This is a genomic window from Glycomyces lechevalierae (genome assembly GCF_027622945.1).
In the GTDB taxonomy this organism is placed as follows: domain Bacteria; phylum Actinomycetota; class Actinomycetes; order Mycobacteriales; family Micromonosporaceae; genus Glycomyces; species Glycomyces rutgersensis.
This window is the reverse complement of sequence record NZ_JAPZVQ010000002.1, coordinates 234,582-260,854: the sequence shown is the minus strand read 5'-3', so window position 1 is coordinate 260,854 and position 26,273 is coordinate 234,582. Positions and strand designations below refer to the sequence as shown.

The 26,273-nt window shown below is 69.6% G+C and carries 27 protein-coding genes; 9 read left to right on the top strand and 18 right to left on the bottom strand.

Going from position 1 to position 26,273, the window contains the following annotated elements; translation table 11 throughout:
- Window positions 1-9 precede the first annotated feature (9 nt).
- The 5 genes from O2L01_RS04845 to O2L01_RS04825 form a co-directional block, all read right to left on the bottom strand.
- Window positions 10-723 (bottom strand): hypothetical protein, encoded by a 714-nt coding sequence (locus O2L01_RS04845; protein WP_270120734.1) that lies wholly within the window; start codon window positions 721-723, stop codon window positions 10-12.
- A 14-nt stretch (window positions 724-737) separates the two neighbouring features.
- The gene (locus O2L01_RS04840; RefSeq protein ID WP_270120733.1) at window positions 738-1,052 is read right to left on the bottom strand and encodes a type VII secretion target; all 315 of its coding nucleotides are present in this window, start codon (window positions 1,050-1,052) and stop codon (window positions 738-740) included.
- A gap of 1 nt (window position 1,053) precedes the next feature.
- On the bottom strand, window positions 1,054-1,452 hold the full coding sequence (locus O2L01_RS04835; protein ID WP_270120732.1) for a hypothetical protein: 399 nt from the start codon (window positions 1,450-1,452) through the stop codon (window positions 1,054-1,056).
- Window positions 1,453-1,638: 186 nt separating this feature from the next.
- Complete coding sequence (locus tag O2L01_RS04830) at window positions 1,639-2,175, bottom strand: SUKH-4 family immunity protein (protein ID WP_270120730.1); 537 nt, start codon at window positions 2,173-2,175, stop codon at window positions 1,639-1,641.
- Window positions 2,176-2,270: 95 nt separating this feature from the next.
- On the bottom strand, window positions 2,271-2,699 hold the full coding sequence (locus tag O2L01_RS04825; protein WP_270120728.1) for a DUF1707 SHOCT-like domain-containing protein: 429 nt from the start codon (window positions 2,697-2,699) through the stop codon (window positions 2,271-2,273).
- 202 nt (window positions 2,700-2,901) lie between these two features.
- On the opposite strand from O2L01_RS04825, the gene O2L01_RS04820 reads away from it, so the two are divergent.
- Window positions 2,902-3,987 carry an NADH-quinone oxidoreductase subunit D gene (locus O2L01_RS04820; RefSeq protein ID WP_344469307.1) on the top strand — a complete coding sequence of 362 codons (1,086 nt, stop codon included), beginning with the start codon at window positions 2,902-2,904 and terminating at the stop codon, window positions 3,985-3,987.
- Window positions 3,988-3,994: 7 nt separating this feature from the next.
- Here the strand turns inward: O2L01_RS04820 and O2L01_RS04815 are convergent, their stop codons facing one another.
- Both O2L01_RS04815 and O2L01_RS04810 read right to left on the bottom strand, forming a co-directional pair.
- Complete coding sequence (locus O2L01_RS04815) at window positions 3,995-4,303, bottom strand: hypothetical protein (protein WP_270120725.1); 309 nt, start codon at window positions 4,301-4,303, stop codon at window positions 3,995-3,997.
- Between the two features lie 151 nt (window positions 4,304-4,454).
- Window positions 4,455-5,102, bottom strand: coding sequence for a hypothetical protein (locus O2L01_RS04810; RefSeq protein ID WP_270120723.1), 648 nt, complete (start codon window positions 5,100-5,102; stop codon window positions 4,455-4,457).
- A 90-nt stretch (window positions 5,103-5,192) separates the two neighbouring features.
- Here O2L01_RS04810 and sigJ point away from each other — a divergent pair, with 90 nt between their 5' ends.
- Together sigJ and O2L01_RS04800 are read left to right on the top strand one after the other, a co-directional pair.
- Window positions 5,193-6,116 (top strand): RNA polymerase sigma factor SigJ, encoded by a 924-nt coding sequence (gene sigJ / locus O2L01_RS04805; RefSeq protein ID WP_270120722.1) that lies wholly within the window; start codon window positions 5,193-5,195, stop codon window positions 6,114-6,116.
- A 12-nt stretch (window positions 6,117-6,128) separates the two neighbouring features.
- Window positions 6,129-6,626, top strand: a complete 498-nt coding sequence (locus O2L01_RS04800) for a carboxymuconolactone decarboxylase family protein (RefSeq protein ID WP_270120721.1) — start codon at window positions 6,129-6,131, stop codon at window positions 6,624-6,626.
- Window positions 6,627-6,875: 249 nt separating this feature from the next.
- Here the strand turns inward: O2L01_RS04800 and O2L01_RS04795 are convergent, their stop codons facing one another.
- Complete coding sequence (locus tag O2L01_RS04795) at window positions 6,876-7,625, bottom strand: AfsR/SARP family transcriptional regulator (RefSeq protein ID WP_270120720.1); 750 nt, start codon at window positions 7,623-7,625, stop codon at window positions 6,876-6,878.
- A 121-nt stretch (window positions 7,626-7,746) separates the two neighbouring features.
- On the opposite strand from O2L01_RS04795, the gene O2L01_RS04790 reads away from it, so the two are divergent.
- Entirely contained in the window at window positions 7,747-8,286 is a 540-nt protein-coding gene (locus O2L01_RS04790) for a hypothetical protein (RefSeq protein ID WP_270120719.1), read from the top strand.
- 107 nt (window positions 8,287-8,393) lie between these two features.
- A complete protein-coding gene (locus tag O2L01_RS04785; protein ID WP_270120718.1) occupies window positions 8,394-8,921 on the top strand; it encodes a hypothetical protein in 528 nt (175 codons plus the stop codon).
- A 148-nt stretch (window positions 8,922-9,069) separates the two neighbouring features.
- Here the strand turns inward: O2L01_RS04785 and O2L01_RS04780 are convergent, their stop codons facing one another.
- From O2L01_RS04780 to O2L01_RS04765, 4 genes are all read right to left on the bottom strand, one after another.
- Complete coding sequence (locus tag O2L01_RS04780) at window positions 9,070-9,381, bottom strand: DUF1416 domain-containing protein (RefSeq protein WP_205326659.1); 312 nt, start codon at window positions 9,379-9,381, stop codon at window positions 9,070-9,072.
- Between the two features lie 29 nt (window positions 9,382-9,410).
- The gene (locus O2L01_RS04775) at window positions 9,411-10,262 is read right to left on the bottom strand and encodes a sulfurtransferase (RefSeq protein ID WP_270120717.1); all 852 of its coding nucleotides are present in this window, start codon (window positions 10,260-10,262) and stop codon (window positions 9,411-9,413) included.
- A 506-nt stretch (window positions 10,263-10,768) separates the two neighbouring features.
- Window positions 10,769-11,491 (bottom strand): LmeA family phospholipid-binding protein, encoded by a 723-nt coding sequence (locus tag O2L01_RS04770; protein WP_270120716.1) that lies wholly within the window; start codon window positions 11,489-11,491, stop codon window positions 10,769-10,771.
- A 59-nt stretch (window positions 11,492-11,550) separates the two neighbouring features.
- A complete protein-coding gene (locus O2L01_RS04765) occupies window positions 11,551-12,642 on the bottom strand; it encodes a hypothetical protein (protein WP_270120715.1) in 1,092 nt (363 codons plus the stop codon).
- A 459-nt stretch (window positions 12,643-13,101) separates the two neighbouring features.
- Here O2L01_RS04765 and O2L01_RS04760 point away from each other — a divergent pair, with 459 nt between their 5' ends.
- The 3 genes from O2L01_RS04760 to O2L01_RS04750 all read left to right on the top strand — a co-directional run bounded on the left by O2L01_RS04760 (window position 13,102) and on the right by O2L01_RS04750 (window position 16,259).
- Window positions 13,102-13,824, top strand: coding sequence for a winged helix-turn-helix transcriptional regulator (locus tag O2L01_RS04760; protein ID WP_270120714.1), 723 nt, complete (start codon window positions 13,102-13,104; stop codon window positions 13,822-13,824).
- Between the two features lie 297 nt (window positions 13,825-14,121).
- Window positions 14,122-14,439, top strand: a complete 318-nt coding sequence (locus tag O2L01_RS04755; protein WP_270120713.1) for a hypothetical protein — start codon at window positions 14,122-14,124, stop codon at window positions 14,437-14,439.
- Window positions 14,440-14,444: 5 nt separating this feature from the next.
- Window positions 14,445-16,259: a hypothetical protein gene (locus O2L01_RS04750; RefSeq protein ID WP_270120712.1), complete on the top strand. Its 1,815-nt coding sequence runs from the start codon at window positions 14,445-14,447 to the stop codon at window positions 16,257-16,259.
- A 397-nt stretch (window positions 16,260-16,656) separates the two neighbouring features.
- Here the strand turns inward: O2L01_RS04750 and O2L01_RS04745 are convergent, their stop codons facing one another.
- From O2L01_RS04745 to O2L01_RS04720, 6 genes are all read right to left on the bottom strand, one after another.
- Window positions 16,657-17,715 (bottom strand): arabinan endo-1,5-alpha-L-arabinosidase, encoded by a 1,059-nt coding sequence (locus O2L01_RS04745; RefSeq protein ID WP_270120711.1) that lies wholly within the window; start codon window positions 17,713-17,715, stop codon window positions 16,657-16,659.
- A gap of 291 nt (window positions 17,716-18,006) precedes the next feature.
- A complete protein-coding gene (locus O2L01_RS04740) occupies window positions 18,007-20,958 on the bottom strand; it encodes a S8 family serine peptidase (protein ID WP_270120710.1) in 2,952 nt (983 codons plus the stop codon).
- Window positions 20,959-21,280: 322 nt separating this feature from the next.
- A complete protein-coding gene (locus tag O2L01_RS04735; protein WP_270120709.1) occupies window positions 21,281-21,868 on the bottom strand; it encodes a DUF1707 SHOCT-like domain-containing protein in 588 nt (195 codons plus the stop codon).
- A gap of 39 nt (window positions 21,869-21,907) precedes the next feature.
- Window positions 21,908-22,345 carry a hypothetical protein gene (locus tag O2L01_RS04730; RefSeq protein ID WP_270120708.1) on the bottom strand — a complete coding sequence of 146 codons (438 nt, stop codon included), beginning with the start codon at window positions 22,343-22,345 and terminating at the stop codon, window positions 21,908-21,910.
- 398 nt (window positions 22,346-22,743) lie between these two features.
- Window positions 22,744-23,598, bottom strand: a complete 855-nt coding sequence (locus O2L01_RS04725) for a hypothetical protein (protein WP_270120707.1) — start codon at window positions 23,596-23,598, stop codon at window positions 22,744-22,746.
- Window positions 23,599-23,780: 182 nt separating this feature from the next.
- Entirely contained in the window at window positions 23,781-24,632 is an 852-nt protein-coding gene (locus O2L01_RS04720; RefSeq protein ID WP_270120706.1) for a hypothetical protein, read from the bottom strand.
- 381 nt (window positions 24,633-25,013) lie between these two features.
- Between O2L01_RS04720 and O2L01_RS04715 the strand changes: the two genes are divergently transcribed.
- Complete coding sequence (locus O2L01_RS04715) at window positions 25,014-26,249, top strand: hypothetical protein (RefSeq protein WP_270120705.1); 1,236 nt, start codon at window positions 25,014-25,016, stop codon at window positions 26,247-26,249.
- The last annotated feature ends 24 nt before the right edge of the window (window positions 26,250-26,273 follow it).

Genomic DNA, 26,273 nt, shown 5'->3' with positions numbered 1-26,273 from the left:
TGTGTTCCCTCATCCGAACAGGAGGTCGCGAAGGGCGGAGACGGAGTCGATGAGACCGGTGATCCAGCCGAAGATCTTGCCCACCCACTCGGTGATCCTGACGACGGCCTTGGGGATCACCCAGGCTGCGCCGACGCCGACGGTGAAGGCGACTTCGGCGGCCCAGGCGATCAAGGATCCGATGCACTCGGCCACGAAGTCGCGCACGAACTCGCGGACCATGGTCACCAGTTCGCCCGCGCCGCGGGTGGCGGTGGCGAGGGAGAGGGCGGTGCCGCCGAGGCAGCCGAGCGCGTCGGCGTTGATGTCGCCCTTCTCCCGGTACGCGTCGGAGGCCAGTCCGTCCCACGACTCGATGTCGGCGTCGATGAAAGCCTCCATCTCCGCGGAGATGGCGAAGTACTCGTTCGCGATGTTGTCCCACGTCATCGCATGGGCTTCGACGAGATCCGGGTTCCCGGCGAGCATGTCGAGCGCGTCCTGCAGAGGTTGCACATGCTCGATGAGCCAGCCGACCCCCGCTGAGGCGAGAGTGCCGATCGGGTCGATGACGGCGCCGACGGTCTCCAGGGCCGCACCGAGGCCGGCGACCGAGGCGTCGATCCAGTTCCCCGATTCGATGGCCAGCGCGAGACCGTTGTAGGACTCGATGATTCCTGCCCCGGCGACGGCGGCACCGGGCTGCGCGGGTACGTCGGACTCGGTGGCGACGAGGTCGCTCATGCTGATGCCCTCCTTTAGATCTCGCCCTGGAGCTGCTCGTACTCCTGGGCGGCGGCCTCGTCGGCGGCCGTGTAGCTGTCCGCCGTGTCGCGCAGGGCCTGGGCGAGACGTTCGAGGTTGCCTTCCGCTTTGGTCGCGAGCTGTTTCTGGTCGGCCTGGCGGCCGGCGAGGATCGGGGGCAGGAACTGGCAGATGATGCCGTAGGCCTCGTTGTCCTGCTCGACGGAGTCGATTGCGGACTGGATCGCGGCGAAGCGTTCCCGAAGCCCGTCGATATGGGAGGCGTGGGTAACGAGGTCTTCGGTCACGACGTCGATGTGGTCGCTCATGTCAGGCCTCCGCTTCGCGTTCGGGGAAGCGCATCTTGATGCTGTCGACCAGTGCCTTCGCGGTCGGAGAGCCCGGCGAGAGGCGTTCTTCCACGGCGACCTTGGCGGCCTGGAGGAGGGCCTGACCGGCGTTGTTGTACGCCTGCATGAACTGGCGTTCGAGATGAATCGGCTGCAGGCGGCGGATGTCAGGGGAGAACGCGACCTGGACGATCGCTCCGCTGGAGTCGAGCTTGACGTTGACGATCCCGTTGTCGTCCGCGCCGATCGCGGTGACCGCCTGCACCGCTTCGGAGGCCGCGATCGCGTCGGCTGCCCGCTGGTCGGCGCGTTCCTTCCAGTCCGCCAGCGCCGCCCGTGCGTCCTCGGGGCCGCGGATGTTCGCGAAGGGGTTGTCCATCGTCGTTCCGTTCCGATTGGGGGCCATTGGGAAAGGCGGCCCGTCGGTAGGTTCAACTCCGGACTATAGGTGTGAAGGGCACACTTTTGGGTACGACGATGTGACGACTAGCGATCAGAGGGTCAGGCGTGGCTCGTGTTGCAGGATTGGTGGACGGATTGGCGCGAATCAGGGAACGGTGAACCGCTACCCCTTCGTGCCCTCCAGCTGCATCAGCGCGACCGACCACCACGACTCGGGGTCGGCCAGCGCTTCCGCATCGATGCGCTTCAGCTTGGCGCGCAAGTCCTTCGCGCGCAGGGCGCGGCCCGTGCCGCCCATGTCGGCGTCGATGAAGCGGGCGAAGTGGTACAGGAACTCGGTGAGCGCCTTGAAGGTCGAGTTCACGAGCTCGAGGGTTCCGTCGCCCACGCCGAGGAGGAGGATCCGGCCGGTGCCGAGGTCGAGGCAGAACACCATGTCGTCCTTGTCGGCGGGGACGGCGCCGATGACGGCCAGCTCGAGCTTGCCGTCCCGGCCCATGTCGAGGTCGATCCGCGAGTACAGGTCGAACCGGGCGTCCTCGAGGTACGCGGTGAAGACGACGGACATGTCGATCGGGAGGAAGTCGATCGCCGGATAGGCCGCGGCCGGGGCGGCGTACTCGCTCATCCACTCGGCGCGCGGGTACGGGATCGTGTTGTCGGGCTCCCACGCCTGCAGATACGCGCTGCTGTCGGTCACGGTGCTTCCTTACTGGGGTCGGTGTGCTCGCCGGGGTCTGGACGATGCCGCGGGGCGGCGCGGTCCAGCGCGCCGCCTCGCGATGAACGAGTGGGTCAGAAGAGCCCGGCGACGGCCGCGACCACGAACAGGACCAGGATCACCAGGATCCCGATCGCGATGTACAGGAAGATCTGCGGCGAGATCGCGAACATGATCAGCGCCAGCACCGCGGCGATCACGACCGCGACGCCCGTGATCTTCCACCTCCGCGAGCCCTCGTTCGCGCTGTCGCGGATCTGCTGGTTCACCTTCGACAGCGGCGCCCCCGGCATGGCCGTCGTCGGCTCCAGGCCGGCGTCCGCGAACCCGGGCGGCGGCAGCTGCTGCAAGTCCGCGACCAGCACGTCGAGCTCGGAGTAGACCTTCGCCTGCATGGCCGCGTCCACCCGGTCCTGATACTCGGGCACGTCGAGCCGGCCCTCCTCGACCGCCTGCCGCAGCCGCTCCATCACGACCTGCCGGTCGGACTCTGACGCACGCATCTGATCGCGGTCCATTCGGCGCACACCTCCATAGTCGGCTTTTCAAGGATGCCAGTAGCCCGCCACCAGCGCCATACGAACCTCGGGCGCGAACTTCGCCGTGGCGACCCTTCCCCGGACGCCCCGAAGCTGCGACGATGGGACCGTGAGCGAGCGCGAGCAACTGATCGTCGGCGTCGGGGCCGGCACCGAGGCCGCCGACATGGTGCTCAACATCGGCCCGCAGCACCCGTCCACGCACGGCGTCCTGCGCCTGCGGCTGCGCGTCGACGGGGAACGCGTCACCGAATGCGAGCCGATCGTCGGCTACATGCACCGCGGCGCCGAGAAACTCTACGAGGTGCGCGACTTCCGCCAGATCATGCTCCTCGCCAACCGGCACGACTGGCTCTCCGCGTTCTCCTCAGAACTCGGCGTCGCCCTCGCCGCCGAACGCCTCGCCGGCGTCGAAGTGCCCGAGCGCGCCGTCTGGCTGCGCATGGCGCTCGCCGAGATGAACCGGGTCCTCAACCACCTCATGTTCCTCGGCTCGTACCCGCTCGAGATCGGCGCGATCACGCCCATGTTCTACGCGTTCACCGAGCGCGAACGCCTCCAGCACGTCTTCGAGGAGGCCAGCGGCGGCCGCATCCACTACATGTACAACTGCGTGGGCGGCCTCAAAATGGACGTGCCCTCCGGCTGGGAGGGCCGCGCGCACCGGGCGCTCGACGACGTCGAGACCGGCATGGTCCGCCTCGACAAGCTCTTGCGCCACAACGAGATCTTCGCCGCCCGCACGAAAGGCGTGGGCGTCCTGGACGCCGCCACGGCCGCCGCGTACGGCGTCACCGGCCCGGTCGCGCGCGCCAGCGGCCTCGACTTCGACCTGCGCCGGGACGAGCCGTACCTCGCGTACGACCAGCTCGACGTCCCGGTCGTGCTGCGCACCGAAGGGGACTGCTACGCCCGGTTCATCTGCCTCCTCGACCAGGTGCAGGTCTCGATCGACCTAGCGCGGCAGTGCCTGGAGCAGGCGTCGCTCACCGCCGGGCCGGTGAACACGAAGCAGCCGAAGATCTTCAAGCCGCCGGTCGGCGAGACCTACGTCTGGACCGAGAACCCGTTGGGCGCCAACGGGTACTACCTGGTGAGCCGCGGAGAGAAGACGCCGTGGCGGCTGAAGCTGCGCACCGCTTCCTACGCGAACGTGCAGGCGCTGGCGACGTTGATGACGGGCTGCCTGATCCCGGACATGATCGCGATCCTCGGCTCGATGTTCTTCGTGGTCGGCGACATCGACAAGTGAGCGGGGGTCACCACGCGCCGGTGGCGAGGTTGTAGACGAGCGCGAAGAGCCCGATGACGGCGAGGAAGCCGAGGCCGAGGAGCCACTGCATCCCGTAGTTCTTCCAGGCCTGCGCCTTCGGGTCCCCGCCGGGCAGCGGGCCGGTGTACACCTGCGGCTGCTGCGGGTAGGGCGCGGCTCCCGGATGCTGCGGCGCCTGCTGGTACGCCTGGGGTGCATAGGAAGGCGGAACGGGCGGCGGCTGCTGGGCGTACGGGGCGTGATGCTGGTACTGCGGCTGCTGGCCGGGCTGCCATTGCGGCTGCTGGTACGTCATAGGGGTGACTCCTTCGAGGGATGGCGTGAAGGCCCGCTCACTCTAACGCAATGCTGCTGCCGCCCCACGCCTCAGTCCACACTGCGGGTGGCGCGCAATGGCAGGTCATCGTGATCGCGAGCAGGGCAGCCGGGCGCGTTCGGCTCGTGCGTCAGCTGCAGCCGCCGGTGGTCTCGTGGACGCGCATGGGTTGGGCTTCGACGGGTTCGGTCCAGCTGGCGAGGGTGCCGCCGCCGGGGCAGGCGATCGAGCCGTAGTCCCAGTCGGCGGTCGCTTCGGCCGGGGGTGCGGGGGTGAACGAGCCGATCGGGGCTTCCAGGGGCCGGCAGCCGCTGACGGCCTGCACGGAAACGGGTTCGGCCCAGCGGCCGCCGGGCGGGTCGGCGGCGGGGGCGGTCACGCGGATGCCGATGAAGTCGGCGGTGGTCCCTGACCAGGAGGCGCCGTCGGGTTCGTTCGTCAAGGAGCGCAGCGAGAAGCGGTCGGTGAGGGAGGCGACGTGGTCGACCGTCGCGCCGGAGACCTGGAGGGTCCGTTCGAGCGAGAGGCCTTCCCGCACGGGCGTCACGTTGCACTCGTCCCAGGTCAGCGGCCCGACCGCGAGCACCGCCGCGCCCGTGAACGCGGCCGCCGCTTCGCCGATCGCGGCGTCGAGGAGCCCGCGGGCTCCGCCCGCGTCGACCTGCTCGCGCACGGTCGCGCGGGAGCCCGCGAACGCCAGCGCGAGCAGCAGCACCGCCCACAGGACCACCGCGACGCGCAGGCGGCGGCGCCAGCGCGCCGAGAGGTTCGAGAACACGAGACCAGTCTGCCCTACGTCTTCCGTGAGATGGCGGTCACAATCTGCGATTCGATGTCACACTCTTGAACCATGCCCCGTCCTCCTCGCATGAACCGCACGGAAGCGCACCACACCGAGGCACCCGCCGAGGCGCCTCCCACCACCAGCGCGCTCGCGCACTTCGAAGCGCTGCGCCCGCGCCTCTTCGGCGTCGCCTACGGCCTCCTCGGCTCGGTCGCCGAGGCCGAGGATGTCGTCCAGGACGCCTGGATCCGGCTCCAGCGCACGGACCTCGACGAGATCGAAGACCTCACGGGCTGGCTCGTCACCGCGACCTCCCGCCTCGCGCTCGACGTGCTGCGATCGGCCCGCACCCGCCGGGAGGCGTACGTCGGGCCCTGGCTGCCCGAGCCGGTCGAGACCGCCCCGGACCCGGCCGACTCGGTGAGCCTCGCGGACTCCATGTCCTGGGCGATGCTCGTGGTCCTCGAGACCTTGAGCCCGGCCGAGCGCGCCGCGTTCGTCCTCCACGACGTCTTCGGCCTCACCTTCGACGAGGTCGGAACGGCGCTCGGTCGCAGTCCCGCGGCCTGCCGCAAGCTCGCGAGCCGCGCCCGCGAGCACGTCGAGGAGCGCAAGCCCCGCTTCGACGTCGACCCGGAGGCGCACCGCGCCGTGGTCGAGGCCTTCTCGCAGGCGACCCGCTCGGGTGACCTGGACGGCCTGCTCGAACTGCTCGACCCCGAAGCGGTCCTCACCTCTGACGGCGGCGGGCTGGTCCGGGCCGCGCGCAACCCGATCCACGGCGCCGACAAGGTCGCGCGCTTCCTGGTGGGGGTCTCGCAGAAGTACGCCGACCGCGCCCACCGCCCGATCGTCATCAACGGCAGCCCCGCCCTCATCACGGTGGGCGGCGGCATCGTCGACGGCGTCATCGCCCTCGGCATCGAGAACGGCCGCATCACCACGGTCGACTACCTCCGCAATCCCCAGAAGTTCGCCGGCCTGCGCACCACGCAGGCCGACCAGTAGGAAGGAAGCATCATGGAACCCCGACTCGCCTTCACCGAGACCGAGTTCGCCAAGCACTTCTACAAGAACATGCTCGCCAACGAGAAGCTGTTCCACACGGGCCCGGTCCCGCACACCACCATGGAACTGCTGAAGCTGCGCGTCAGCCAGATCAACGGCTGCGGCTACTGCGTGGACATGCACTACAAGGACGCCGTCCACGCCGGCGACGACCCCGAGCGCCTCAACCTGGTCACCGTCTGGCGCGAGGCTCCGGCCTTCACCGAGGCCGAGCGCGCCGCGCTCGCCCTCGCCGAGGAGTCGGCGCGCATCGCGGACAACCCGCACGGCGTCAGCGAGGAGACCTGGGAGCTCGTGCGCAAGCACTACGACGACGAGCAGATCGCGGCCCTGGTGGCGATGTGCGCCCAGATCAACGCCTGGAACCGCATCAACGTCATCCTCCGCACCCCGGCCGGCTTCTACGACCCGGTCACCAAGACGGCCCGCTACAAGGACCTGAACAAGTAACCGCACCACCGCCGGTCCGCCGGCCGGCGGCGGACCGACGGCGCAAGCCGAAGCGCGCGAAGGCAAACGAACGGAGTCGATTCGCGGCAGCCAGCCGCGATCGGCGGCGCACTTCCTGCTGCGACACAGCGACACAGAAGCTGCCGCGCTGAACAGCGGCATTCACAGGGGTGGGTGGGTGAGGGGGCGGGGGAGGGGAGGCCCCCTCTTTGACGGAAAGAGCCGCCCGCCAAACCCGCGATCACCAAGTCACGACGGCACATCGTCGTCCAGGATGCGCCGGTGCGTGCGTTGGAGCTCCGGCCCCGGTTCCAGGCCGAGCGAGTTCGCCATGAGATCGCGCGTCTCCGTGAAAACCTGCAGCGCCTCCCAGCGCCGGTGGTCCTTGTACAACGCGAGCATCAGCAGTTCCGCAAGCCGCTCGCGGAACGGATTCGCGAGGACCGCGGCCCGAAGCTCGCCGATCGCCGCCCCGAAATCACCGGACTCGACGAGCAGCCCCCACCGCCGCGACTCCACCGCATAGCGCCGCTCCGTGAGCTCGACCGCCTTGGCGTACAACGGGTTGTCGACATCGATGCCGTCGAGGGGATTCCCCCGCCACAACCGCAGCGCCCGGTCGTACAGGCCGACCGCCGCGGCCGCGTCGCCCGCCTCGCGCGCGCGATCCGCCGCGCGGCACGACTCCTCGAAGACCTCGAGATCGAGCTCGCCCGGCTCCGTCCGCAACGTGACCTGCCGCCGGTCCGACACCAGCCGCGACTCGAGCGACAGCGGATCGACCAGCGCCGACCGCAAGCGCCGCAGATAAGTCCGCAGGTTCGGCCCCGCCGAAGGCGGCGGGTCGTTCCACACCAGACTGCCCAGCCGGCGCCGCTGCAGCGGGCGCCCGGCGTTCGTCAGCAGCACACCCAGCACCGTCTGCTGACGACTCCCTCCCAAATGGACGGGAACCCCGTCGATGAGCACTTCAAGTGGTCCGAGCATCCGGAACTCCATACGGGACTCCTCCGGCCGGCGGGGTGCACAAGTGTTCGCGACGAGGGGTCGCTCCATGTTATACGCCGCGTATGCGATCTGAAGTTGCTTTCGTATCCACTGCGCCACATACAGTTCGGACATGGTCAAACGCATCACGAAGCACTCCGGCTCCTCCGACCGCAAGCGCGCCATGGTCGCCGTCGCGCTCTCCTTCACGGCCGCCGCCGGCGCGCTCGTCCTCGCACCCTCCGCCGCGAACGCCGAGACCGCCGGCGATCACTGCGTCTACAACCTCACCCGCGACGAGCTCACCTGCTCCGACACCCCCGAAGCGGCCATCGCCGCCGACGCCGTCGGCATCCAGGCCACCAGCACCCTGGTGCGGCTGTACGACGACGCCAACTACGGGACCTCCAACGGCACGTTCACGCTGACCGTGGACGGCACCTACAACTGCACCGCGGCGTACACGCCGATCGAGTTCACCGTCGTCAACCTCGGCTCCGCGGGCTGGAGCAACCGGGCCAGCTCCGCGCACACGTACCACTCCTGCGACGTCAAGCTCTTCGACAACAGCGACGCCACCGGCACCTCGTCGACCTGGATCGACAACCTCGCCAACCTGAACACCGCCGCCGGCGGCTGGGCCAACCGGGCCGGCTCGTTCCAGGTCAGCTAGCCGCACACGGAAAGGCCCGGCCGCGAACGCGACCGGGCCGTTTCGTATACGCGCCGTGTGCGATCTGAAAGCGCTTCCGTATCCATTGGGGCGCTTACGGTTCCGGCATGGCTGAACCCACAATCCGCAACACCCCGCTCCGCCGCCGCGTCAAGACCGGGGCGGCGCTCTCGCTCGCCCTCGCGGCGGGCGCGCTGGCGCTCGCGCCTTCCGCCGCGAACGCCGAGACCACCGGCGACGACTGCGTCTACAACATCGTTCGCGAAGAGCTCACCTGCGCCGATACTCCGGAAGAGGCCCTCGCGGCGAGCTCGGTCGGCCTCCAGGCGGACACCGTCCTGGTGCGCATGTACGGCGACACCAACTACGGGACCTCCTCCGGCACCCACACCCTGACCGTGCCGGGCGCCTACACCTGCTCGTCCGCGTACACGCCGGTCGAGTTCACGATCACCCGCATGGGGTCCTTCACCAACAAGGCCAGCTCGGTGCGCACCTACAACTCCTGCGACGTCAAGCTGTTCGACAACGACTCCGCTACCGGGACCTCGTCGACCTGGATCGACGCCCTCGCCAACCTCGACACCGCCGCGGGCGGCTGGGCCAACCGGACCAGCTCCTACCAGTTGAGCTAGACCGACGAACACGAACGGGCCCGGCCGCGACGGCGGCCGGGCCCTCATCGCTGGGCGGCAACGCAAAAGGCGGGGCCGCGAAAGCGGCCCCGCCCTTCAGACTGGGTTACGAGCTGAATCGCCCCGGTCGGTCTCGGTGGTCGTGGGTCTAGCGGCTCACGGCCAGTTTGGTCTCGTTGAGACCGCGGTCGGCCTCGACCTCGCCGGTGGCGTCGCCGTAGCGCGAGAGCGCGCGGAGCGTCCACTTGCCGGGGGCGGCGAAGAAGCGGAACTGGCCGCCTTCACCGGTCACGACCTCGGCGGTGAACTCGCCGGAGCCGTCGAGCAGGCGCACGTACGCGCCCTGCACGAGTTCGCCCTCGTCGTTCACGACGGTGCCCGTGAGCACGGTCTCCTTCTCGATGTCGACCGACGCCGGCAGGGCCGCGTCCTGGTCGGGTGCAGCGCAGCTGTCAGACATGGTTGTTCCTTTCAGTACCGTCGCCGGTGTTACTTGGTGCCGGGCTCGTCGCCGAGGGCGATCGGCACGCCGACCAGCGAGCCGTACTCGGTCCAGGAGCCGTCGTAGTTCTTCACGTCCTCGTAGCCGAGGAGCTCGCGGAGCGCGAACCAGGTGTGGCTGGAGCGCTCGCCGATGCGGCAGTAGGCGATGGTCGACTTGGACTCGTCCAGGCCGGCGTCGCCGACGTAGAGCTCGCGCAGTTCGGCCTCGGACTTGAAGGTCCCGTCCTCGTTGGCGGCCTTGCTCCACGGCACGCTGAGCGCGGTGGGGATGTGGCCGGCGCGCTGGGACTGCTCCTGCGGGAGGTGGGCCGGGGCCAGGAGGCGGCCGGCGTACTCGTCGGGGGAGCGCACGTCGATGAGGTTCTTGACGCCGATGGCGGCCTCGACCTCGTCGCGCTTGGCGCGCAGGTCCCAGTTGAGGGGCTTGGCGACATAGTTGGTGGGCTCGCGCTTGACGACCTCGGCGGTCACGTCGCGGGCGTCGAGCTCCCACTTCTTGCGGCCGCCGTCGAGGAGCTTGACGTCCTCGTGGCCGTACAGCTTGAAGTACCAGTACGCGTAGGCCGCGAACCAGTTGTTGTTGCCGCCGTAGAGGACGACGGTGTCGTCGTTCGAGATCCCGCGCTCGGAAAGGAGCTGCGAGAACTGCTCCTGGTTGACGAAGTCGCGGCGGATCGGGTCCTGGAGGTCGTCCTTCCAGTCGATCTTCACCGCGCCCTTGATGTGGCCGTAGTCGTAGGCGGAGGCGTCTTCGTCGACTTCGACGAACACGACTCCGGGGGTGTCGAGGTTCTCTTCCGCCCAATCGGCGGTGACCAGCACGTCTTCACGAGCCATGGCTTGTTCTCTCCTGAACGTAAATGAGACTTTGAGTTTCGAGGTTCGAGAGCGAGCCCAGGTCGTGATGCGAAGCGGGGCGGAATGCTGCTTCTCGCAGCTGAGCAGGGATCGTCCGGGACGGATGGTCCTGGATTCAAGCCGATGTCGACGTCACACTCGAGAATCCCGCTCTCTCGAGCGGGTATCGGGGTTGTGTGAGTCGCAAGCCTTGCTCTGGAGTTCGCGCACGCTGGGCCGCAATGCGGCGACCGCCGTTCGGCCTCATGGGGCCTGGCTGGTCGCCTAGGGCATTCGACAGAGCGTGGTCGCGATCATGCAGTAGTCGATCGCGCGCCGCTTGGTGAGCATCGGCTTGCGCATGGCTGGAACGCTAGCAGACTTCCCGGGCCGAATCCATACCCGTTCTCGCGATGCGGACTGTGACGAAGACCCAGAGCGACGGTCCGACGCCTCCGGGTGCCCGCCCGCGTGACGCGCGGGCGGGCGGTGAAACCGCAGGTGGATCAGGTGAGGACGACGTCCTGGGCGGTCCCGGAGACGGTCACGACGTCCCCGTCGAACGCGATCTCGGAAAGCTGGATCCCATATGGCAGTTCGGGCAGATCGACCGTGGTCTCGAACTCGGAGGCGGCCTGGTCGACCAGCGGCTGCACCTGCGGCGGCAGGCCCTCGGTGAGGGATTCGACGGCGTCGGGCGTGAACGTGAGCGCGTTGTCGCCGAACTCGAACGTCCCGGTGGCCTCGAGTTCGACCTCGACGCCCAGGAGTTCCTGCGAGCCGACGAGCGAGGCGGTGCCGTCCTCGTCGATCTGCAGGTCGTAGCCGGTCTGCTCGGCCATGATCGCCTCGATCGAGTCGACCGAGACGGAACCGCTGACGTCGAGGGTCTGCGCGACGGCGTCGCCGCCGTCGCTGAGCTTGCGCCAGTCGGCGTCCACGTCGTGCGCGACGAGGTCGAGCGAGGGGAAGGTGAGCCCGTTGGAGCCGACGTCCTTGAGCGAGATGTCGATCTGCCCGAAGTCGCCGGTCCAGGCCTGGGTGAGGAACGGCCAGCCGTGGATCGTCACGTCGGGCTTCTGGTCGGAGTAGGCGCCGTGCTCGGCGGCGGTGTTCGCCACCTCGGTCGCGATGCGCCGCTCGACCAGCGCGTTCGCGACCCGGTCGCCGAGGGCGAGGACGGCGGCGACGATGACGAGGGTGATGAGGAGGCGGCGGAGGATCTTCACCAGGGTGTCTCCTGTGCGGATGTGCGGCCGGCGGCGTGCGCCAGAGCGGACTGAATGCGTCAGTCGATCATGTAATAGGCCGACAACAAGTACACGACGGGGCCGGTGACGGCGAACGCGAGGAGCGGCCCGGCGGCGCTGACCACCGGGTTCGGGGCCGCGCCCACGCCGTCGATGCGACGGGATGCGGACGTGTACCCGCACGCGAGGTCGGCGAGGACCGCGGTGAGCGCGATGAGGAGCCCGCCGATCGCGGCGTGCGACGGCTCGGGGCCCTCGATGACGAGCCCGGCGTACGCGGCGGAGGCGGTGCCGCACATGGTGCCGATGACGATGCCGAACGCGCCGCGCGTCACCTGCCGGTTGATGCGCGGGTCGGGCATGACGAGGTCGACGGCCCGTGCGGCGAGGATCGCGGTGCCGGCCGCGACGACCGCCGAGTACATGGCGGGCGGCGCGGAGCCCAGGCGCGAGAGCGCGATGTAGCAGGCGTAGCCGCACACGGCGACGCCGAGCAGCATCGTGAACCCGAGGTTCTCGGTGACGCCGACGTGGGTGCGGCGAATGAGCTGCGCGGCGACGGCGACGCCGAACGCGAGCGCGAGGAGCACGGTGATCGGGACGAGCGACACGGGCGTCCAGGCGACGGCGGCCGCGTCCGCGGCGATCGCGAGGCCCGAGGCGACGGCGAGGGGGACCCAGGCGCCGTCGATCTTCCGCAGCCAGGTCACCAGGCCCACGGTGGCGAGTTGGAGGACGGCGATCCCGGCGGCGTAGGCGGGGCGCTCCAGCTGGGTGCCGAGGACGAGCCCGGCGCTGATGACGATGGTGACCGCGATGGCGGGGAGGCGGTGCAGGAGCGCGGGGCTGGGCGGCGGGAGGGTGTGGTCCGCTTCGCCGCCGGGGCCCGCGGTCCGGTACGAGCCGGTGTTGCGGGCGCCGGTCTCGCGGGAGCGGGCGGCGGCGCGGCGGCGCTCGGTGCGGCTGGGAGGGGCTCCCGGTCCGCGGGGCGCCTCGGGTCCGCCGCGCTCGTCGGGGGCGCCGGCGTCGGCGGTTCCGGCGTAGGCGTCGCCCCACGCGGGGCCCTCGCTGGGGCCCGGCGGCTCGGGAGGCTCGTAGCCCCAGGTCTCGTCGGGTCGGCTGTACGACACGTCCACAGCCTACGGCAGCAGGAAATCAGGGCTCGCGTCCTTCGCCATGAGTCACCCTTGCGGACGGTCGCGGGTCCGGCGGGTGCCGCCGCGTCCGGTCAGGCGGGGGCGGTGCCGGATCGTCGTCCGGCCCGCGCTCATCCCATCATGTGGACGCGGCGAGCGGGCCTGATCGACCTCGCCGCACAGGGGCTCGGGACGGGGCCCGCGGATCGAGCTGCGGGCCAACGGTGCGGGGCCGGGTCGTGACCGGTCCGTGTCGGTCCGGTGAACGCGACTTGTCGGAGTCCTAGCGCCGCGCCGTCTCGCATGGTGAGGTTTCACGGCGGTGACGCTGGTCTTTTGAGTGGTGACCGTTTACACTTGGCCAGGACTCCACCTACCGCATGTAAGCCCGCCCGCCGCCGAAGCCGGGAAGAGCGATAGTCGCGTGTGCTCACCAACCAGCGGAGGACTGCTGTGGAAATTCTCATCCTCACTTCCAACCCCGTTCCGGAGTCCCCTGAGTCGATCCTGCCCTCGCTGGAACTGCTGCCCCACCGCGCGCGCTACGCCGGCCGCGACGTGCGGGCGCTCCTGAGCGGCCCGAGCCCCGACGCCGTCATGGTCGACGCCCGGTCGGACCTCGCCGACGCGCGCGCCACCTGCCGCGTCCTGCAGGCCACCGGATTGACCGTGCCCCTCTACGCCATCGTCACTGAGGCCGGTCTGGCCGCGCTGCAGGCGGACTGGGGCGTGGACGACTTCCTGCTCGCCTCCTCCGGCCCCGCCGAGGTCGAGGCGCGCCTGCGCCTGGCCACGGGCAAGCCGAACGCGGCGACCGCCGCCGGCCCGGCCGTGATCCGCGCCGGGGACCTCACCGTGGACCCGGACACCTACGCCGCCAAGCTCAAGGGCACCCCGCTCGACCTCACCTACAAGGAGTTCGAGCTCCTGCGCTTCCTGGCCCAGCACCCCGGCCGGGTCTTCACCCGCGAGCAGCTGCTGCGCGAGGTGTGGGGCTACGACTACTTCGGCGGCACCCGCACGGTCGACGTCCATGTGCGGCGCCTGCGCGCCAAGCTCGGCAGCGAGTACGAGTCGATGATCGGCACGGTGCGGCAGGTCGGCTACAAGTTCGTGGCCCCGCCGCCGGAGAACATGCGCGAGTCGGAGCCGGCCCCCGAAAGGGTCGACGCCTGATACGGCTTCGCACTGAAGAGTGACGTTTGAAGCGGGTCCGCGAATGCGGGCCCGTTTTCTTCATTGTGTCCGAAGTTGACAGAGTGTCGAATGTGCTCGCTGGGGGAACAGTGAATCGCGGATCCCCGGCAGTGATCGAACAATGCGATCGAATAAGGAAAACTTACCATTCTTTCTCGGGTTCGAGAATGGTCCTATCCGGACAAATGCCGCAACTCTGAGTACCCAAGGTATTGCGCTCGGTGGTTAGAATTGAGTTCGCTTTGGACCTAACCTTCCCCCTTGGAGTGTGACCCAGTGTCCGATCGCTCCGTCGACCCCGAGGCCCTCGCGGTGTTCCGCGAGATCGCGCAGGGCCGCTTGGACTACCTCGAATCCCTCATCGACCAGATGCGCAACGGCAACGAGCTGGGCGTCGAACCGGGATTCGGACTCCTCGACAGCGCGACGACCGCGCGCGAGGCCTACCGCGAGTTCCACCGCCAGACCTGGAGCAACCTCCAGGACCTGCGCGCGGACCTGACCGGCATCATCGCCACCCTCGACGGCGTCTCCCAGCGCGCCGTCGAGGACGACGAGACCTCCGCCGTCCACCTTTCGCGCGGTAGGGACTGAGCGCCATGTCCGACACCCAGCAGCAGAACCAGACCCAGCCGCAGGACCCGGACCTCGGCGACGCGCCGAACTACGACGACGAGCTCGACCCGGACGGCGCCCTCGACCCCGACCGGGCCGAATCGGAGACCACGCCGGCCCCCGAGGACGGCGACGACCCGGTCGACCCCGACGCGGCCGAAGAGGACGCCGACGAGGAGTCCCCAGAGGACGAAGACGGCGACTCCGAGGACGAGGACGAAGAGGACGACGACCCGGACGACGAAGACGAGGAAGACGACGAGGACGAGGACGAGGAAGACGACGAAGAGGAAGACCAAGAAGAGGGCAAGGACCACGAGGACGACGAGGACCGGGACCACCAGGGCCGGCAGTCCTACGAACGCGAGGAGTGGGAGGGCGGCGCCGCCCCCGACAACTCCGCCGAGTTCGAGTACCAGCGCATGGACGCCGAAGCCCTCTTCCTTTCAGGCGCCCCCTGCCCGCACACGACCTGCGAGAACCGTGTGAACCCGGCCGAGGCCGCCTGGATCAAGCTCGTCTCCGCGATCCCCGAGGCCGGCCAGGTCAACAACCTGACCGTCGTCACCGCCGGCACGGCCGCGCCGAGCCAGGACGCCATCCAGTCGCTCGTCTCCCAAGTGCGCCCGGACAACCCGGACAACTACGCGCTCAGGGCGATCAGCACGCGCTGGCAGGAGTTCAAGGACGGCTTCGACACCGACCCGACGACCGGGATCGCCCCGATGCTCAAGGCGGGCCTGCGGGACCTCTCGGAGCACTGGCAGGGCGACGACTTCGACGCGTTCGCCGAGCAGGTCGAGGTGGTGATGGCGAACTGCGCGTCGGTCTGCGACGACATCGGCGACCTCTCCTCCGGCGCGGTCGGGCTGCTGGAGCAGAAGGCCGACGAGTTCTACGGGCTGCAGGGCGGCGCCTCGGGGGAGCTGCCGTATCCGGCGCCGCTGTACTGGATCTCGGACCTCGAACGGATGTACACCGACCCGTTCGTGCATGTGCGGCCGCCGTTCCGCAGCGGCTCATGCGATGTGACGGACGGGTGCGGGCACTCGGGCGGGCTTCTCGGCTCGCTGCTGGAACTCGGCGGTTTCGACAGTGACTACCTGCGAGAGACGCGCAACTACGTCGAGAACCAGACCCAGTACTACATGGACAAGTTCAAGCACGAGAAGCCGCCGCCCACGCGGGAGCAGGCGGCGGCGTGGGCGCAGGCCGACGCGAACAACGAGATCAGCGGCGACATGGTCGACGGCATGGAGGACTACGAGTCGCGGTCGCGGATCGCGAACGAGGACGTCATCAACCGGTGGGAGAACGCCGAGGAGTCGGCGGGGACCTTCACGCCGGAGGCGAAGCCGTCGAACCCGTCGAGCTTCCGGGAGGCCTCGGACATGTACGGGGACACCTACAGCGGCCTGGACGCCGGCTCGGGCGGGTTCCAGCCGGGCTCCGAACCGCCCTCGCCCGACACGGGCGGTGCGGGCGGCGGCGGAGGCGGCGGCCTGGTGCCGCCGGGTGGCGTCAGCGGTGGTCTCGCCAGCGGCGGGTCGACCCTCGGCAGCGGCGGTTCGTTCCCTGTCGGTCCGGCTTCTTCCACGTTGGAGGGCGGCGGCGCAGGGGGCGCCGGCTCGATGTCGGCCGGCGGCCGCGGTGGCGGCGGCATGATGGGCGGCATGGGCGGTGGCGGCGGCCGCGGCATGGGCGGTGAGCAGCAGGCCGAGGGCGAGCACCGGGACTGGCTCGAGGAGGACGAGGAGATCTGGGGCATCCGCGCCATCGACGACGACCCTTACGCATAGGGCCGCAAGCGAAAGCGGGGCCGCGATCCAATGGATCGCGGCCCCGCTCTGTTCACTCTTTCGAGTGGATTCTCGCGGGCCGGCCGGTGTTCGGGCCGGTTCTTGTCGGGGCCGGGTGTGACGCTGGAGCGGCCGGGCCCGACGATCTTTCCCCTCTTGTGGTGGGTGGGGGTTTGTGGACGGCTATTCGCGGTGCGGTGCGGTGCGGTGCGGTGCAGTGCAGTGCGGTGATGCAGTGCAGTGCAGTGCGATGCGATGCGATGCGGTGATGCGGTGCGGTCCGATCCGGGCGGGCCGCAACGATGCTCTTGCAGCGCTGACCGTCCAGGTCGCCTGCGTTGTCCTGGGCGACGTCCAAGCTCTCAGCCGCGGACTCCGTCGAGTTCGCGCGCTCGGCCTAGACCCCGTCGAGGACCGGCCACCCCTGGGCGTTCCACTCGATCTTCTCGATGCCGAGGTCGAAGTGGCCGTCCTCGTGGTACGAGTGGTACGCCATGAGGCCGTTGGAGATCGACTGCCCGCCTGTGGCCACGTAGTCGCCGTGGGCGCCGAGGACGAGCGTGCCGCCGCCGTCGGTGAGGGCCACGCCGTTCGCGTCGACGAACGGGCCCGTCGGCGAGGTGGAGCGGCCGACGCGGATGTTGTACGTCGAGTCCGCGCCCGCGCAGCAGACGTCCCACGAGGTGAAGAGGTAGTAGTACCCGCCGTGCTCGGTCAGCACGGGCGCCTCGATGCCCGCGCCGCCGCGCCCGGCGATGTGGGCCGGGGTCGCGCCGCTCTTCACTGTGCCCGAGGGCCAGTCGAGCTCGAGCATGTAGATGCCCTGCCACCAGGAGCCGTACGCCATGTAGTGCTTGCCGCCGGCTTCGAGGATGGTCGGGTCGATCGCGTTGTACGGGTCGCCCTGGTTCGACTCCCACACCTGGCCTTCGTCGACCCACTCGTAGTCGTCGTCGGCCGGGTCGAGCGTGGTGTTCGTGGCGAGGCCGATGACCGAGCGCTGCTGGCCGAACGTGGAAGCGGAGTAGTACAGGTAGAACTTGTCCTGGGCCTCGTCGAAGTGGATCTCGGGCGCCCAGATGTTGTCGACGCCGGGGACGGCGTCCTTGAGCCACTGGGGCTTCGCGTCCCACACGGTGTCGACGTAGTTCCAGGTCGCGCCGTCGTCGGTGGAGGAGCGGATGGTGACGTTGCCGTCCCCGAGCGGGCCCCAGCCGGTGGCGAACACGTACCAGGGCTCGCCGTCGGTGCACGGCGCGAACAGGCCCGGGTCGTGCGCGCCAAGATCGCCGCCGAGCGTGCCAGGCGCCTCGAGAGCGCAGTCCTGCCGGTCGTGGCCGTACGCGTGGCCGCCGCCGGGTTCGGCGAGCGCCGAGGGAGCGATGATCGCGAGCGCCGCGGCGGCGAGGCCGACCGCGCCGGTCGCGGCTATGAGGGTGGTGCGCTTCCGTTGCATGGAAGACCGCCTTGTCCTGAATCGAAGGATTGAAACGACTCAATGTTAACGGGAACATTGAAACGAGGTCAACCGTTCGGGTGAACTTCGAGCCGACCAGGCGCTCGCGGCCGATTCCTGTCGGACCCGGGCGCAACCATCGACCCCGGACCCCGGACCCCGGACCCCTCGGGTGGGTGGGGGCTTGTGGACGGTAGAACGCGAAACGCCCGCCGCAGCGGACCAAAGGCCTTCCGGCCCCGGCCGCCACGACGGGCGCTTCGATCACGTCAAGCCCTGCGGCTCAACCGATCAGGTAGCGATACTCACGATCGTCGAATCGATCGCCGAGCCGTCCGCGGCGTAGTTCACCGTGCCGAGGAACCGCTGCCCCTCGGCCAGGCCCGACCACGTCAGACCCACCGAGTACTCATCGCCCATGGCGACCGTCTGCTCAGCCGGATCCACCGCGAGGTTCCCCGCGTCGGCGGCCGGGACCACCCACGCGTGGAGCTTCGCGTCCAGCGGCGAAGGCCCGGCCCACTCGTCCACGAACACCACGAAGGTGTAGCCGCCAGGCAGCGACACCGTCTCGTTCGAACCGCCCGAGGCCGAATTGCCCACGAGCGTCAACGTGCCGTCAGCGTCCTTCGTGTACACGAACAGGTCCAGGTCCGTACCCGCCGGGTGATCCGCATCGAAAGTGGAGAAGCGCACCAGCGCCGCGTCCTCCGGCGTCGTGAACTCGTACGACACCGCGTGCGAGCTCTCCACCGGCGCCTCCGACGGGAACGTCGACGAGTCCGGGTCCGACAGCGAAGCCGTCTTCACCTCAGACGCGACGAGACCCGACACCGAAGCCCCCAGCGAACCGTCGAAGCCCGACGTGCCCGACAGCGTCGCCGAACCCGAAGCGCCCGTGAAGCTCGCCTCGTCCGCGGCCGCCAGCTGCACCGGCTTGACCACGATCGGCGAACGCACCTCGTGCACCGTCCGGGTGCCCTTCTTCTCCACCCACGTGACATCACCGAACGCCCACTCGTCGAACGCCGCGTCAGTGCGCGTGATCGTCAACGTGTACGTCGCCGACTCGCCCGGCTTCAGCGTGAACTTCGTGACGTCCGAAGACACCTCGAAGCCCGCCGGAGCCGTGATCTCGGCCTTGTAGGTGCTCTTCTTCTCCGACACGTTCGTCACCGTGCGCGTCACCTGGTACGAACCGGTCAGCTCCGCCACCGTGATCGACGGGTAGTTGAGCTGCGACGGGTCGATCGCACCCAGCGCGTCGCAGTACGACTGCACCTTCGACGCCTCAGGCGTGCCGCAGATGTACTGGATCCACTCGGTCGGGTTCGACTCGTAGACCAGGCCCGGATCGAACATCGCCTGGCCGTCGACGTGACCGGCCCCGTAGTCGAACGGCGTCGCGTCCGCGCCGCCGCGCTGGATCGGGTCCCCGTCCTGGTCCGTCTGGTACGCCGTCGTCATGATCGCCGACTTGACCGCCATCGGCGACCACTCCGGGTGCGCCGACTTCAGCAGCGCCGCCAGACCCGCGATGTGCGGGCTCGACATCGACGTGCCCTGGTTCGACGCGAAGTCGTTCCCCGCGTGGTTGAACGGCGTGATGCCCGCCAGGATCTCCACGCCCGGAGCCGTGATGTCCGGCTTCAGCAGGTTCTGCTCCGCCGCCAGCGCCGGACCGTTCGACGAGAACGCCGCCATGCTCGGCGCGTTCTGGTAGTCCAGCTCAGACGTCTCGACCTCGATGCGCGGGTTCGACTTCGAGTCCACCCACTCCGCGAGGGCCAGGCCGTCCTCGTAGTTCACGTGCACCACGGGCACCGCCTGCGACGTGACCGTCGCGGCCGGACCGCGCTCGTACTGGTCGCGCACGATCAGGGCCACGCCGCCGGCGGCGTGCACCTGATCGGCGTTGGCGCTGAACAGGTTCCCGCGCACGCAGACGATCGCGAAGCCCTCGGCCTTCGCCGGGTCCAGCGTGCCCGCGTCGCAGCGGGCCGCCGCCTCCGGGTCGGTCCCGTCGTACGCCGCGTCGACCGCGTTCTTCACGTACCACTTGGCCTCGCCGACCAGAGCGGCCGCGGGGATCTCCTCGCGGCCGAACTCGACCTCGGTGCGGAACGTCTGGTCGTGCGTCGACGCCGCGACCGTGGTCACCCACGGCTCCTGGTGGTCCACAGTAGAGGTGGGTCCGTCGTTGCCGGCGCTGGCCGCCACGAAGACGCCCGCGGCGGCCGCGTTGAAGAACGCGAGCGACACGGAGTCGACGAACTCGGGGGTGCCGGTGGAGCCGATGGAGAAGTTGATGACGTCGACGCCGTCGTTCACGGCCGCTTCGATGCCGGCGACGAGGTCGGCGCCGGGGCAGCCGCCCCAGCAGACCTTGTAAGCGGCGACGCGGGCGGCGGGGGCCATGCCCGAGAACGTGCCGATCTTCTCGCCGTCGATCTCGACCCTGGTCTTGTAGTTGCCCGCGGCGGTCGTGGCGGTGTGGGTGCCGTGCCCGTCCTGGTCGCGGGGCGAGGCGAAGCCGTCCTCGGCGTAGCCCCAGGTGTCGAAGTACCGGGCGCCGATGAGCTTGTTGTTGCACTCGACGTTGTTGGCGGGGTCCTCGTCGACGCCGGTGACGCACTCGCCGTTCCACTTGGCGTCGATGACGTCCTGGTCGGGGCGCGGCTCGGAGAGCGGGGCGAGGGCCGGGTTCTCGGGCCAGATGCCGGTGTCGAGGACGCCGACGATGACGCCTTCGCCGGCGTCCTTCGGGCCGCCGAACTCTTCTTCCCAGGAGCCGTTGCCCCCGGAGAGGCCGAGGAAGCCGGAGGTGTCGACGGCGCCGGTCGGCTGGTAGATCGTTTCGGGGACGACCGCGGCGACCTCGTCGCTGGCGGCCAGTTCTTCGGCTTCGGCGGCGGTGAGGTTCGCGGCGAAGCCGTTGAGGACGGTGTCGTACTCGGCGGTCGCGTCCACGTCGTATTCGGCGATGACCGCTTCGCGCTCGTCGGCGAGGGTCTCGCGGTAGTCCTGGACCGCGGAGGCCCCGAAGTCGATCGTCTCGCCCTCGGCGGGCGCGGTGGCCTCGTAGGTGGCGATCGGGTCGGCGGCGAGTTGGACGATGTAGTTGCCGTCCTTGTAGTCGACCGGCAGCGCCGCGGCCTCTTTGAAGTATTCGGGCGTGACCTCGGGGAGCGCGGCGGGCTCGGCCGAGACCGGTGCGGCGGCGGTGGTGAGCGCGACGGCCACCAGCGGGACGGCCGCGGCCGCCAGTACGGCTCTGGTTCTGGCTCGGGCGCGCGTCGATGCGCGACTTCGCCTACGGAGGGACGGAGATCCCATGCGTTGAGCTCCTCTCAAGGGGGACGTGCGCCGTGGGTGAGTGCTCCGGCGGGGACGGCGGACCGCCCCGCGCCGCGGCGCACGGAAACGAGCCTATTGCGAGGCTCGTTCGCTGTAAACCCTCATATGAGGAGATTGCCGGGATCAGGCATGACTGTTATGCGCCCGTTACAAAGGACGTTCCAGCGAGTGGATATTCAGTGAATTCCAGGCATTGCGGCAGGTGCGATCACCAGCGCCACCAGAGGAATCGGCGCTCGTGGCGGAACTGCACGGAACTGCCCGTCGCCTTGCCGGAGACCGAGAAGCGGATTGCCGTGCCTCCTTTGTAGGTGGCGCGGTTCTTCACGGAACTGCCGAAGACTTCGGTGTTGTCGTCCACGGCGTACGCGCCTTCGGGGAGGACGACGGTGAGGGAGGAGCCGAGGAGTTTCACGTCGAGGTCGACGGTGTCGGTGTGGATCACCGCGTGGCGGCAGTCGAGCTTCACCGAGGAGCCGGTGGCGTTGATGATGACCTTCGGCGGGACGACCCAGTCGCCGTCGCGCTTCACGGACGAGCCGGTCGGCTTGAGGCGCAGCTCGGCGGGGCCCGCGGGGACGGGGCGCTTGGCGGTGGGGACGGCGAGGGCTTGGTTGTCGGGCAGGTCGGCGAGGAGGCGCTCGACCTCGCCGTAGGTGCGGGCCTCGTAGGCCTGGCGGGAGCGGTCGGCGAACTCGTCGAGGTCGAGGCGGCCTTCCTCGGTGGCGGCGTGGAGCTTGGCGATGATCGCTTCGCGTTCGGCGTTGGAGACGCGCATGTTCGGGTCGTGCGTCATCGGTGGCTCGCAGGCTTCGTCTTTGACGTCATCGGGCGCTTACTTTCTCGTCGGACCGGGGTTGAGTCGCCGGGGCCTGCGCACCAGCCCGCCGTTGCACCATTCGTGGTAGTCGAACAGGTCCGGCTGGCGGATGAGCGCTTTGGTGTTGGCGGCCCAGAGTTCAACGTACTGGTCGCCGCAGCCGACCGCCTTCTCGAGGAGGCGGTCGACGCGTTTGCGGGCGTGGACGCGGAAGTTGGTGCGCACGGCGTCGCCGGCGTAGATGTAGAGCACGTGGAGCGCGAAGGAGCGCTTCGGGCAGGTCGCGTCGGCGGCGAGGTCGAGCCAGGTGTCGACGAGTTCGTCGGTGGCCTGGGTGAGGTCCCACTGGCGGCCTTCGGGGGCGGTCGAGTAGGGGTCGAGCGCCCAGTCGCGGATCTCCTGCGGGGTGGGTACGGCGGGGCGCGCGAACCCGGTGAAGGACCCTTCCGCCACTGCCGCTCCTGCCGATTCGAACGATGCTCGCACCGATCCTAGCCCGACTCCGCCCCGTGGCCGGTCCGCGATTGCAATCCGTGAGATCCAGGGCCCGGGGTCCGGGGGCCCTCCCCCCCCACCCCCACCCCACCTCTCCCTCACCCTCCCACCCGCTCGGCACCGCCCAGCCCGCCCTCGCCACCCGCCTTGCGCCCACGGGGGTCAGGACCGCGCGCCCCGCGATCGCCATCACGAACCCGGTGATCGCCACCGGCGGGATCGCGCCGTGCCGGCCCTGACGGTCGTCTGCTGCTGCCACATCGTGCCCGAGGCGTCTCGAGCTCGGTTGTCCCGCTTCGGTTTCGATTCGGCCGGCGGGCGGGAGGCGCCTTCCTGCCCGCCGGTCGTGGAGGTGATCAGGCTCGGCTCACTGCCAGGTTCACCGCCTCGATGCGCTCGTTGACGTCGCGGAGTTCGTTCGGGTCCGGGTCCCAGCCGTGGTCGAGGAGGATCTCGCGGAGCTTGACCAGCCAGGGGCGCGGATGCTCCATCACATCCGAGGCGGTGAGGACCAGGATCTCCCAGCCGAGGTTCCGCAGCGCCTGGTGGCGGCGGCGGTCGGCGGTCTCTGAGGCGAGGCCGAGATGGGTGCCCATGCCGTCGTACTCGACCCCGACCTGCCAATGCTCCCAACCGAGGTCGAGGAATTTGGAGCGCCCGTTCGGCGTGCGCACCCGCAGTTGCGGGACCGGCGCCGGGAGCCCGGCGTCGCCGATGAGGCAGCGCGTCCAGGACTCCATCGGCGACTCCGACCGCGGATCGGCCGCGAGGAGTGTCGCGTTGGCGCGGCGCAGCCGCTCGCCGTGGACCGGTTCGAGCGCGGCGGCAAGGCTGCCCGCGTCGATGCCGGCCCGCAGGATCTGGTCGGCGGCGGCCACGGCCTCCAGTCGCGGCAGGTCGGCCGCGCAGTCGACCAGGGTGCGCGCCAAGCGCGTCACCGGCAGGCCGTCGATCACCGTGATGTCCGCCAGCGGCGGATCAGGTGAACTCTCGACCGGCCACTCGCGCTGGTCGGCTCCCGGTGGCAGGACGTCGAAGCCGTGGATCCAGGCCGCGGTGCGGCCCGTGGCCACCTGGCTGAAGTCCGCCTCGAAGGCGGCCTCGAAGCGCATGAGCAGGTCCCCGGGCATGTCGCCCGCGTCGTTCAGCGGCGCGTCGAGCGGCCGGTGCATCGTGGCTGTCGTGGTGCGGTACATCGGTATCTGCGTCATGTACCAACTGTCTCCGAACCGCTCCGGAGCGTCAACAACTACTTTTCGGCCTGTGGATAACCTTCCGGCAGGCGCGCGAAATACCAGATCAGGGCCTGTGGATAACTGGTCCGGATACGAGTTCGCGGGTTCGGTGGTCCGCGGGGTGGAACGAAGCCGAGCGGCCGAAGCCGCTCGGGCCGTTACCAGGTCACGTCGCAGAGCTTCCAGCCGCCGTCTTCCTCGATCGCCGTGAAGGTGTAGCCGGAGCCTTCCTCCATCTCGGCGGTGCTGCTCGGCGCGCTGTCGTCCATCGTCCAGCCGACCCACACCTCGACCCCGCCGTCGACCTCGCGCGACATGCTCCAGAGCAGGAAGCCGAAGTTGTAGCCCGTGTTCTCGAGCTCCCAGTCGAGGTCCGACTGCATCGCCGAACTCGGCGAAGCGCACACCTGCGCCTGCATCAGGTCGTCGTCGTCCGTGTCCGAGCCGATCCGGTAGTTGATCGCCGCCGCCTCCGGCGTGCCGCCGGCGACCTCGTCCGAGTTCACGGGCGTGCCCCAGGTGGCGAAGTCGTCGTCGCCGCCCGCGTCGGCGGTCTCCTCTTCGCTCGGCTCGGTGGCCGGCTCGCTCGAAGCCTCCTCAGTGGAGGGTTCGGCGCTCTCGGAGGTCTCGTCGCCGCCGCCGGCCTGCGGGTCCTCGTCGTCGCCGTTGACCAGGCCGGGGATGAGGAGCACCGCGGCCACGCCGAGGACCACGACGAGCGCGACGACCACACCGAGGATCACGGGCAGGTTGCCGCCCTGCTTGGCCGGCGGGAGCGGCGGCGGCAGGATCGAGCCGGGCGCCGAAGGGTAGCCGGGCTGCACGCCGACCTGCGGCGGCATCATCGGCTGGCTCGGCGGCTGCGTGTACTGCTGCGGCGGCGGCTGCTGGTAGTAGTTGCCGGGCGGAGGCGTGCTGTTGTAGCCCTGTGAATACGGGTCGCTGGGCTGCTGCGGTTCGGGCTGCAGCTGGTACTGCGGGTTCCCACCGCCGGGGGGCGGATACGTCATCGCTCTACACGCCTCGTCTGCTCGGGGGCAATCGGTCGCGGTGATTGGGCTTCACCGGGGTGACTTCGATCGTACAGGCATCCGCAGACGATGTGGCCCCCGGAAATCCCCAGGTCGCACCGCCCGCGAAAGGCGAAGCGGCCGTAACGGGGCGAACCGCTCGCGGAGCGGGGAGCGGGTGGACCGTCGCACACCCTGTGCGACGCCGAATCCCGCTGTGGGACTACGATTTATGCCCCGGCACCCCCATGCGGCCTGCTAGAAGGCGCCGTCGATCCCACGTCGAGGCCGCGCGGCGCCCGAGGCAGTCCCTGCATCGGTCGCCGGCGGAGCCGTACCGAGAAGTCCCCGCCAGCAACGCTTCTACCCGAGGTTCGACGTATGGCGAACGCCAATGCAGTGCAGCTTTGGACCATCCGCTTCTCCGCCGCGCTCGCCCCCGTCCCGGTGGTCGAGCTCCTCGACGTGAGCCGCCTGTGGGGCTACGGCCTCCTCTACCCTGCGATAGCCGCGACCTGGGCGACCAGCAGATGGCAGCGCCGCCGCCAGCTCGCCCGCATGCGCGACGAGCCCGATCCGGCGCCCGCCAGGGCGCGTTCCCGCTTCTGGGGCAACGACTCCGAGGACGAGAACGGTCTCGGCGTCTACGAGGCCGCCATCGAGGACGCCCGCGATTCCTCGGTCGCGCCCTTCGGCCGAGCGCCGGCGGGCGGCGCCCCCGAGCCGCCGATAGGCACTCTCGGCGCTGCCCGCGAGCCGTCGATCGGCATGGCCGTCGTGTCCGTCCCGCATCAGCGCCGCGACCGCGCCATGAGGAACCTCGTGGGCTCCATCAAGAACGAGGCGATCGACGCCGAGCTGCGCATACAGCTCATCCAGGACCTCGTCGACCTCGGCGGCCGGGACATGGCCATGCGCCTCTCACCCGTGGCCCGACTGTCCAATGTGGATGTCGAGGTGCGGCTCGAGGTCGCCGAGCACATGGGCCGCTTCAGCGTCGAGGACGCCGCCCGCGCACTCGAAGCCATCGCCGCGGACGCCACTGTGGACGCCAAGTACCGGCTCGACGCCGCCTGCGCCCTCGTCGACTGCGCTGCCGGACCCGCCGGGATCGCCCTCATGCAGCTCGTCACCGACGAAGCGGTGAACGAGTACGTGCGCCACAGCGCCGCCCACGCCCTCCGCGACGTCCACGGCTCCGCCGCCGCGATGGCCCTGCGCCACTTGGCGAACGCCCCGCGCATCTCCGTACGGCTGCGGCTGATCTGCGCCGAGCAGCTCGCCGAGGACAGCGTCATCGACGCCGAGAACGCCCTGTGGCGCATCGTCAAAGGCGTCGAGTCCGTCATGGACTTCCACCTCGGCATCGACGCCGCCGAAGCGATGCACGGCATCAGCCCCGACGTCGGCGTCGAGGCCTACTCCGTGCTCGCCTCCGACGACTGCTTCCACTGGTTCGGCCGCATCGAGGCCGCCTACCGCCTCGGCCGCCTCGGCCTGCGCGACGGCTACGACCTGCTCAGCGACTTCGCCCGCGCCGACCACATGGACGAGGAGTACGCCCGCGCCGCGCTCGAACGCCTCTTCCAACTGGAGGTCGACTCCGAGAACGACTGAGCGGACGCCTAGCGCCGCAACGCC

Coding starts and splice junctions, on each gene's coding strand:
- O2L01_RS04845 (WP_270120734.1), bottom strand. CDS start 723: ATGAGCGACCTCGTCGCCACCGAGTCCGACGTACCCGCGCAGCCCGGT.
- O2L01_RS04840 (WP_270120733.1), bottom strand. CDS start 1,052: ATGAGCGACCACATCGACGTCGTGACCGAAGACCTCGTTACCCACGCC.
- O2L01_RS04835 (WP_270120732.1), bottom strand. CDS start 1,452: ATGGACAACCCCTTCGCGAACATCCGCGGCCCCGAGGACGCACGGGCG.
- O2L01_RS04825 (WP_270120728.1), bottom strand. CDS start 2,699: ATGCGTGCGTCAGAGTCCGACCGGCAGGTCGTGATGGAGCGGCTGCGG.
- O2L01_RS04820 (WP_344469307.1), top strand. CDS start 2,902: ATGGTGCTCAACATCGGCCCGCAGCACCCGTCCACGCACGGCGTCCTG.
- O2L01_RS04815 (WP_270120725.1), bottom strand. CDS start 4,303: ATGACGTACCAGCAGCCGCAATGGCAGCCCGGCCAGCAGCCGCAGTAC.
- sigJ (WP_270120722.1), top strand. CDS start 5,193: ATGAACCGCACGGAAGCGCACCACACCGAGGCACCCGCCGAGGCGCCT.
- O2L01_RS04800 (WP_270120721.1), top strand. CDS start 6,129: ATGGAACCCCGACTCGCCTTCACCGAGACCGAGTTCGCCAAGCACTTC.
- O2L01_RS04795 (WP_270120720.1), bottom strand. CDS start 7,625: ATGGAGTTCCGGATGCTCGGACCACTTGAAGTGCTCATCGACGGGGTT.
- O2L01_RS04790 (WP_270120719.1), top strand. CDS start 7,747: ATGGTCAAACGCATCACGAAGCACTCCGGCTCCTCCGACCGCAAGCGC.
- O2L01_RS04785 (WP_270120718.1), top strand. CDS start 8,394: ATGGCTGAACCCACAATCCGCAACACCCCGCTCCGCCGCCGCGTCAAG.
- O2L01_RS04780 (WP_205326659.1), bottom strand. CDS start 9,381: ATGTCTGACAGCTGCGCTGCACCCGACCAGGACGCGGCCCTGCCGGCG.
- O2L01_RS04775 (WP_270120717.1), bottom strand. CDS start 10,262: ATGGCTCGTGAAGACGTGCTGGTCACCGCCGATTGGGCGGAAGAGAAC.
- O2L01_RS04750 (WP_270120712.1), top strand. CDS start 14,445: ATGTCCGACACCCAGCAGCAGAACCAGACCCAGCCGCAGGACCCGGAC.
- O2L01_RS04745 (WP_270120711.1), bottom strand. CDS start 17,715: ATGCAACGGAAGCGCACCACCCTCATAGCCGCGACCGGCGCGGTCGGC.
- O2L01_RS04735 (WP_270120709.1), bottom strand. CDS start 21,868: ATGACGCACGACCCGAACATGCGCGTCTCCAACGCCGAACGCGAAGCG.
- O2L01_RS04725 (WP_270120707.1), bottom strand. CDS start 23,598: ATGACGCAGATACCGATGTACCGCACCACGACAGCCACGATGCACCGG.
- O2L01_RS04720 (WP_270120706.1), bottom strand. CDS start 24,632: ATGACGTATCCGCCCCCCGGCGGTGGGAACCCGCAGTACCAGCTGCAG.
- O2L01_RS04715 (WP_270120705.1), top strand. CDS start 25,014: ATGGCGAACGCCAATGCAGTGCAGCTTTGGACCATCCGCTTCTCCGCC.